Here is a 9,049-nt window from a genome sequence, read left to right on the forward strand (position 1 = left end):
CACCGTATGTCAAGCCTGTGTCATCATAGTCCACCCAGAGCTCGACTTCTGTATCTTCATTATAGTCACCCGTGCTATCCGAAGGGACGAGATAGGCGTCCCAGGGAACCGGGAAGGTCAGCTGTATTTCGACCACGCCCTTCACGTTTTGCCCGGACGTCAGGGCAGAGCCTGTAAGCCTAAGCGGCCAACTGTCGTCATCGTCAGGTAGGTGTGAACCGTTCAGCGAGTTCGCCACGATGTAGTTATCGTTGCGGATTGTATCTCTGCTGTCAATGGTCACGCTATAGCCATCGCCCGCGAAGACTGTAATATCGTATCCAGCCGCAGCTAGTGTATCGTTATATGCACCAGCCGAGTGTGAGTTCTCGTCGTCGACCCATCCGCAGAGATACCAAAGAGGTAGCCCCTCCCATGTCCTGCCTTGGCTATCAGTATACTCCGCGGCATGACCACCCATAGTGCAGGCAATCGCCTGTTCGAAATAGGACTTGCTAATTGTATCACTGATAGCGCCTTCCAACGTGAGATTCCAGTCGGCTTCCGGTTCGGAATATATCTTGATGGTGGTAATCCACTTCGCAGAAAGGCCTGCACACGAGGGGTACTGAATACCAGCATCCCAATAATAGTGCCAGTACTTCTCATCCATGCATTCATGCATGTCCCAGAGCCCGAAGATGTGGTCATCAGGTGTGAAGAAGAGCCGCATTCCCTCGCTATAATCAGGCACATAGCCATCATCGCCCGTGTACCAGGCGAGCACAGCTTCGCCCTGACGTTCCTGCTGCTCAGTCGTCAGCGCTTCGGTGTAGATGTTCTCGTAGCCCAGAGCTGTTTCATAACCATCTGTTGCGACCAGTTTGATATCGGTTCCTTCACCCATACCACCAACAAGCTCGCAGATGTCCCTTACCGAGGTTCCTTTGATCGCATCGCTGATCTTAAACCCGCCGGGATAGGTCTCATTCTGATCCCAGTGATCGCCGGTGAAATCGATGCCCTCGAACTTGTACAAGGTCGCGCCGTCGCCGTATACTCCAAGGTTCTGCTCCATCCACAGATAAGTGACATTTGTCTCACTCAGGATCGTGAGGTCTGTCGGGCTGACGTATTTAATGATATGTACCGACATTAGCTCGGACGGCGCTTCAAAGTCCGAGAGGATGATGTCCGTGATGTTGCCAACTCTCATACCACCAGAGACTTCTGTACCAACGAGTCTGAGCGGCCATGGCGAGTGGTCACCCTCTTTTGAGAGCGGTGTACCATTCAGCGTGTCCGCGACGATGTACCCGTAGTCGCTGTGTGCAACGTCTTCACTGGCGAATTGTTTCTGATAGCCATCGCCGGCTTTGACGGTAATCGTATAGCCCGCAGCAGCCAATGGCTCATTGAAGCCGTCGGGACCATGCGGGATCCGATCGTCCACCCAGCCGCAGAAGAGCCAGAGCGGCACTCCTTCCCAGGTATCATTGCCATCAACCCACGTCACGCCATGACAGGATGGATCTGCTGCCGCTTCATACTCTGCCTGTGAGATCACATCCGTGATCTTGCCAGTCAGATTGAGGTTGTAGCTGCCTGATTCAGGTGGCGGCGTGATCAACTCCACCAGTCGTATCTCAGAGATATTGCCCACCCTATTACCACCAAAAACCGCACTCCCGACGAGCTTGAGCGGGAAGAGGTAATCGAGAGGCTCACCGTTGAGCGTATTCGCCACGATATAGTCGTCATTGCGCGCGATCACGCTGCTCGCGAAGTTTTTGTTGTAGCCGTCCGCAGCCATCACGTTGACCGTGTAGCTGCCACTCGCCAGAGAGTCATTAAAGGTCCAGTGACTCGTCGTCTCGAGATCGTCGACCGCACCGCAGAGGTACCAGAGCGGCACTCCTTCCCAGGTATCATTGCCATCAACCCAGGTCACACCGTGACAGGCAACCGCCTCTTCGAATTCCTCCTGCGTGATTGTATCGCCGACCTCACCGATCAGGCTGAGCGCCCAGCTTTCAGATGGTTCGGGTTCGGGTAGTCCGATGAGTTCGATACTCGCGATGCCGCCGACCTGCTGCCCGCCGAAGACGGACGGACCCTTCAGGTGCAGTGGCCAGCAGAGCTTGCCACTAAGGGTTTCCAGCGGCAGTTCCGAGCCGTTGAGCTTATTGGCCACGATATAGCCGTCGTTTCGCGCGACATCCGTGCTGTCAAGCTCCGCGCTCCAACCATCGCTACTGATAACCTTTACAATATAGCCGTCCGCTGCAAGTAAGTCGTTGAAGGCACCAGGCCCATGCTGAACGTCGTCGTCAACGTAGCCGACGAGATACCAGAGCGGCATCCCTTCCCAGAACTCGCCCGTACTCGGATCTGTCCAGCTGGCATAATGACCGCAGTCCACGCCATCCTCAAAATCAGTCTTCGAGACGGTTATATTTGTGGCACCAACGAGATCGAGATCCCAGTCTTCAGGCGTTGAAGTTAGATTCACCGTCATCCTGACGACTGCCGTGGCGTTCTCCGTAGTCTGCTGATCTGGGCCGTAATAGAACTCAATGTAATCGCCATCAGAGATCGGGTTGTTACTCACGCCGGTTGTATCAGAGAAGTAATTCTGATAAACGCCGTTGAGCTGGTAGTTCCAAGTCAGTTTCGGTGTTACGGTATTATTGTATTCGTACTCCTCGATCCAGTCGATGAGTGCGGTATTCTTGGTGCCATGCCAGCCGCCGCCGTAGACGAAGCTCTCGACAATGGAGGCAGCTTCGAGTGCGCCGTGCGGCGTCATCCAGCTGACTGTATGGGTGTTGCTCTCGGAATCGGTCCAGTTGAAGGTGCCATCCGTGAGCATGACCGTGCCGTCGTAGATCACGTCAACGGACGTTGCCGCCGCTGCCGTTACTAACATTGTCGCACATAGCAGTGCGATCATACCAACCAATATCATTCTTTTCATGTTCCTTGACCTTCTACATTCTTTATCACTTAGTTGCAGTCCACCTGCAATGCATACCGGCATTGCCGGTGTCATCCCCACCTAATTTGCATCGCATAGCTTTTCATCAGCTTCTTCATCTGCCATATGCAGATATTTACTATTTGCCGACAATATTGTCATTTGGCGACAAGATTGCTATTGCTATTTGACGATATGCAAATAGGCACTATTCAATATAAATGGTTTTCGGTTATGAATGATTGCGCCGTTAAATAAGCAGCTTAAGATTTATCCAATAATCAACTGAGAATAGTTAGGATTTTAGGGTAGTAATCGCTGTTATGCGTGAGTTTTTCTCATTTCATTTTTTCTTTCTTTTATTTGCTGTTACCGCCCAGGACATATCACCGCATCCACCCATTACCAGGGATAGTTCGGATCTGCGGCACGGTTCTTCACCTTCGTCGCATCGAGCACGTTTATGATGCCGTCGCTGTTGACATCTGCGGCCCATTCGTCATCCAGGGGATAGTTCGGATCTGCGGCACGGTTCGTCACCAGCGTCGCATCAAGCACGTTCACCACGCCATCGTTGTTCACGTCACCTAGGAGCCTTTGTGGACCTGGCGGATTGTAAGTAACTGTTATCGATATCTCTTGTGTATTGTATGATGTGTCGGTTGCCCTTGCATAGATGATGTTTGAGCCGTTGACAAGGGTTATCGATTGGCTCCAGGAGGTTGTTCCAGATGCTGTCTGCCAACTTCCCGATCCGAGTTTTACTTCCACTTTGCTTAAGGCGATGTTATCCGAGGCGGTTCCGTTGACGGTTATGGTATCGGTCGAGAATACCTGCCCATTGGTTGGATAGGCGATGGAGATCGCTGGATTAGTCGTATCCTTCACCACTGAATTGTTCTGGTAGGAGATGGCATAATTAGACACATTGTCATACATATTCACTGACACGTTGTAAGATCCGTCGGCAGCACTTGAATTAAGGTAGAAGCTGACGTTCGCAATCTGATCGGCTCCACCCACGGGATAATTGAGGGTTGTAGTGTTGATGGTCGCAGTGCTGTTGTACACTCTAACCGTGTAGTTCTTTGGATCGTTCTCTGTGTAAGTGAAATTCACATAGAACTGCTCTCCTCCTCTCCTATAAGCGGGTGCTGACTCTGCAGGCACATCTATCGTGATTGCTGGCGGTGTGGTGTCTGTTTCTATTTCTATTGTCAATGTCCTCGTCTCCGTTTGACCATCATTCCCGGCCGTGTCATTCGCCCACCCGTAATACGTATGCGTTTTCTCCGGTAGATTCGTGACATTATCATAGAAATACCATTGCGTTGCGGTGTATTTCTGAAATTCGGACTGGTAATGCATCCTTATTTCTTCCGGTGACAAAGCACGGTTGTAAATCCTGACCTCATCAATGGCACCGTCGAAGAAGTAAGCAAGGGAATCATCACAACCCATGAGCAGGTCTATATTACTCGTGCGTATATTGCCGGAATAGCTCTTGCTTCCTGCATCGGTGCCGTTCAAGTATAGCCTCATTTTCCCTGCAGTCTTATCATAGGTAAAAGCGAGATGAGACCAGGCACCGGTATTCGTTTTATTTTCTCCTGACCCAACGGTGATCGTGCCACCTCCGGGTTTATATATTATCCCTCCAAAAGAGCCGTCATTCCAGAACTCCATAGCGTAAGCATGATACTTGTGTATGAGTACCTTGTCCGCGAGTATGTCTGGCTTTATCCACATCTCTATGGTTATGTTAGGTGAGATATCCAGACTCGTACTGTCCGGAACCCGGACGTGATCATTGCACCCATCGAACTCAAACGCCCCGCCAAATTTTCCGCCTGTTACCGGATGAGCACCGTTATATGCAGTTCCGTTGTTCCCGTACCTCGAAATATCCACCGCTTTTGTGGCGTTTTCGCCAATTACAGAATTGTTGTTGAAGTTCATCCCCAGCACGAGGGAGTCATCGTAAAACGTGTAGTTCGTTCCGTTCCAGTTGAATTTGAACTCGTTTAGATTTTCCTCGTTGATCGAGATGTTAATTTCCGCGAAGTCCGCAGCCTGAGAAGAATCGTTCGCTGGCGTTAGATCGACGAAAACAAGCGAAGGGGACGTGACACCTGACGAAGGTGTTTCCTCATCGCCAAGGGTATAGAAAGTAGAAGGGGCATCCTGGTTGTTATGCTCGGTCTTGATCCAATTGGCACTTCTGGCGGTGTTGGAGATGCGGACTTCATCTATATACCCACTGAAATATCTGTAAGGATTGTTAGAACTGTCTAGCTCACAACCAAATGTAAGCTTATTTTGAAGTACATTTGGATTAGATGAGCTTGTCCCAGATTGTACGCTGCCATTCACATAAAAGCTTGTTGTTCCCTCGGATGACCTAACCATAGCAACATGGTACCATGTGTTGGCTGATGAAAATGTGTACCCGCTATCTATATATGTAACGAACCCGAATAATGCCCCCAGCTTGCTCCCAAAAGCATCTGCTGCATTATTTATACCCAAACCGTATCCTCCGGCGTCATTTCCATTATAAACCGCGTAGCCAGCCTGGAGTAATACGACCGGGTTTATCCAGGCCTCAACCGTCCAGTTGCTCTGGGCGTTTGTTGCGTAAGCTGGGAAATCTACATACCTCGTTCCATCGGCCCAAAGAGAGGTGCTCACTTTTCCGGCTGTGCTGGAGGGAGTCAGGTTTAAGGCGTTGCCGAAGGAGGGTAGGGTACAACCGGCCGTCGTGAGATGGGTGCTATGGGTGATTGTATCTCCCCCTGTGTATATTTTCTTACTTACGAACGCCCCATTGCAGATTCTTATGTTGTCCACGTACGCGGTTTTGGTCGCGGAGCCATCATATTCACAGGCAACGTCATAGTGATTTATGGTCTTGCCGACGAGCCCTGCAGGGATATCTATCCTCCGGTGGTACCACTTGTTAAGAGCGTAAGTGCTCAAATCCGCGCCCACGTGGGCGCTCAGACCGTTCTGGTCCACAGCGCCACTGTCCCTCAAAGAAGAAGTCCCGTCACAGCAGGAAGAAACCCCGTCACAGCAGGTAAAATCAAACGCGATAAAATCGGTTGCCGATGTCCAGTAGACATCATACTCAAGAAAATCGCCGCTCATAATTGTATAATCAGCAACGTTCGTCAAGTCCTCATAAAGATAGGTGTTGCTACTCCCAGTCATGCTGTATGATGCCTTCAAAGCCTGTAGACCGACCAGTGTTCCGTTGTTGGCGCTTGATGTGCTGTCCTTGTACTCTCCTGAGGTCCCGTTACCGGTCTCATCAAGGTGCCAGACCCCTTTGTAGTTGGGGTTCCAGACGGCGGCGGCATTCTGCTGGCTGCTGGCACCGGAGTTGCCGTAGTACATGTAGAGGGTATCATTAGTGGCATCGCTGCTGTCTTTGGTTAAGGTGACGTTCACCCAGGCCACCAGTTCACCGGTGCTGCTGTTGTATAACTCTATCTCATGGTTCAGCTTGGTGGTGCCGTCACTGGAGGTAAAAAGGATGTCGTCTCCATCTGATTGGGCCTTGCTGGCAAGACCTGAGTCCGAGGAGATATTGATCAGAACGGGAAAGTTGGCGTAGGTGGTGGAGGGGGCAGCGACATTATCGACCTTGGTGTGGTCGATGGTTATCAATTTGCGGTAATTCCAGCTTGGGTTATACCAATCACTGTCCTGAGATATCATGAGCTGACCTATTGTGTCGGTGTCAATACTGAAGTTGAGCTGGTGCGCTGCATAATTGTTATCTGCGGATTTTGTTGCGGTGACCTGTGTCGTCGCCAAAGCAGGCATCGCCGAACTCGCTATAATCGCACTTATCAATGTGATTATACAAAAAATATGCATTATTCTTTTAATATGCATTATTCTTTTCATATTCCATCTTCTTCTAAATTCTTTATCACTTAGTTCAGTCCACCTGCAATGCATACCGGCATTGCCAGTGCCATCCCCCTAATTCTCATCGCGTCGCTTTTTCAGCTTCTTCATCTGCCATATGCAGATATTTACTATTTGCCAACAATATTGCCATTTGGCGACAAGATTACTATTTGATGATATACATATACATACCATTCAATATAAATGATTTTCGGTTATGAATTATTGTACCGCTAGGTACGTATAACGGCATGGTGGGTATGCGAAGTTGCCGAAGGCAATTTGGGTGAAGCCACGAAGTGGCTGAACCGCATACCCGCCAGTTGCCCGACCCCGAATACTTGGAGGGGCGAGCGAACGAAGTGAGTGAAGAGTTTGTGCGTCGCCGAAAATTCGTTGATGGCGTAGTTCTCTTGAAAAGAGAATTTCGCCTAATGACTGTTAGATGAAACGAAGTTTCATTTATCCCGCATTGTTTCCACATCGTTGTTCCTCCATCGTTAGTCGAAGCCAGCAAGTTCGAATTTTCGGCTTCAGCCCGAAAGGCGACGCACAAATTTTGGGCAACTTTGTATATGAGCAAATTCCGATAGCTAGGGGTAGCTATAGTTATGAAACCCTGAATGAAATAGCATTTTTACCGCATTTCAGGCAAAAATTCAAACAATTATTAAAGGTTTGATTGGGTTAGATAGGATATTAAAAAATAGTAACTAATATCTGATATTTTTATTCTTAATTAGATGTTTTTTTAAGATTTTAAACCAAGAGTTACGGGATGTTTTATGATTTCATGATTACGGCATTTGTATTTTTAATGCTACTGCAAAACAGGTGTTTTACCCTAACCTAATCGCAGGAATCCAGTCGTCATAGGTGACACCGTTTACATCAACAAACTCTGTGCAAGTAATCGTTCCACCAGTGACGGCTTTACTGGTTGCATGTACTATCTGCGGATAGGAGCCTGTTTTGATCATGTAGTTGTACGTCTCGCCCGCTCGTAATATGAAAGGTTCGTCAAAGGTTAGGTTGTGATAATCTCCGCTGTAACCGCTCCAGGTTGCGGTTGTATCCCATGTCGAATTCCATATTTTAACGTATTCCGCATGTCCGCCCGTTCCAGCACATGGGTAGGTATACATGTGGGAAACATTGACATTAGATGATGGTGTGAGGGTGCCGTTGTGCGTTCCTGAGATGGAGGGGTAGGTGCCAGAGCCTGTGTCAAAGGTTAGTGGATTGTAAGTAACTGTTACCGAGGTTTCATTGGTATTATCTGAGGTGTCGTTTGCCCTTGCATAGATGATGTTTGAGCCGTTGGCAAGGGTTACCGAGGTGCTCCAGGAGGTTGTTCCCGTTGCCGTCTGCCAACTTCCGGAATTGAGCTTTACTTCCACTTTGCTTAAGGCGATGTTATCCGAGGCGGTTCCGTTGACGGTTATGGTATCGGTCGAGAATACCTGCCCGCTTGCTGGGCACGTGATGGAGATCGTGGGGGTTGTTGTGTCTGGTGGTGGGTTGTAGGTGACCGTTATCGAGGTTTCTCCAGTATTGTATGATGTGTCGGTTGCCCTTGCATAGATGATGTTTGAGCCGTTGGCAAGGGTTACCGAGGTGCTCCAGGAGGTTGTTCCCGTTGCCGTCTGCCAACTTCCGGAATTGAGCTTTACTTCCACTTTGCTTAAGGCGATGTTATCCGAGGCGGTTCCGTTGACGGTTATGGTATCGGTCGAGAATACCTGCCCGCTTGCTGGGCACGTGATGGAGATCGTGGGGGTTGTTGTGTCTGGTGGTGGGTTGTAGGTGACCGTTATCGAGGTTTCTCCAGTATTGTATGATGTGTCGGTTGCCCTTGCATAGATGATGTTTGAGCCGTTGGCAAGGGTTACCTGTTTGCTCCAGGAGGTTGTTCCAGATGCCGTCTGCCAACTTTCTGATCCAACCTTTACTTCCACTTTGCTTAAGGCGATGTTATCCGAGGCGGTTCCGTTGACGGTTATGGTATCGGTCGAGAATACCTGCCCGCTTGCTGGGCACGTGATGGAGATCGTGGGGGTTGTTGTGTCTGGTGGTGGGTTGTAGGTGACCGTTATCGAGGTTTCTCCAGTATTGTATGATGTGTCGGTTGCCCTTGCATAGATGATGTTTGAGCCGTTGGCAAGGGTTACC

4 protein-coding genes are annotated in these 9,049 nt (G+C 49.5%); 1 reads left to right on the forward strand and 3 read right to left on the reverse strand.

Annotated elements, in window-relative coordinates; translation table 11 throughout:
* The coding region (locus tag PHI74_07795; protein MDD5485911.1) for a hypothetical protein at positions 1–2,956 on the reverse strand (2,956 nt) is incomplete at its 3' end.
* Between the two features lie 402 nt (positions 2,957–3,358).
* Entirely contained in the window at positions 3,359–6,871 is a 3,513-nt protein-coding gene (locus PHI74_07800; GenBank protein MDD5485912.1) for a DUF2341 domain-containing protein, read from the reverse strand.
* Between the two features lie 305 nt (positions 6,872–7,176).
* Between PHI74_07800 and PHI74_07805 the strand changes: the two genes are divergently transcribed.
* Positions 7,177–7,326, forward strand: coding sequence for a hypothetical protein (locus PHI74_07805; GenBank protein ID MDD5485913.1), 150 nt, complete (start codon positions 7,177–7,179; stop codon positions 7,324–7,326).
* A 390-nt stretch (positions 7,327–7,716) separates the two neighbouring features.
* Here PHI74_07805 and PHI74_07810 read toward each other — a convergent pair.
* Positions 7,717–9,049 (reverse strand): Ig-like domain-containing protein (locus PHI74_07810; GenBank protein MDD5485914.1); only part of this gene is annotated, 1,333 nt, incomplete at its 5' end.

The organism is Methanocellales archaeon (assembly GCA_028715985.1).
Classification (GTDB): Archaea; Halobacteriota; UBA148; order UBA148; family UBA148; genus UBA148.

Bases quoted from the DNA above. Each gene is read 5' to 3' on its own strand.
- PHI74_07800 (MDD5485912.1), bottom strand. From the start codon at position 6,871: ATGAAAAGAATAATGCATATTAAAAGAATAATGCATATTTTTTGTATA.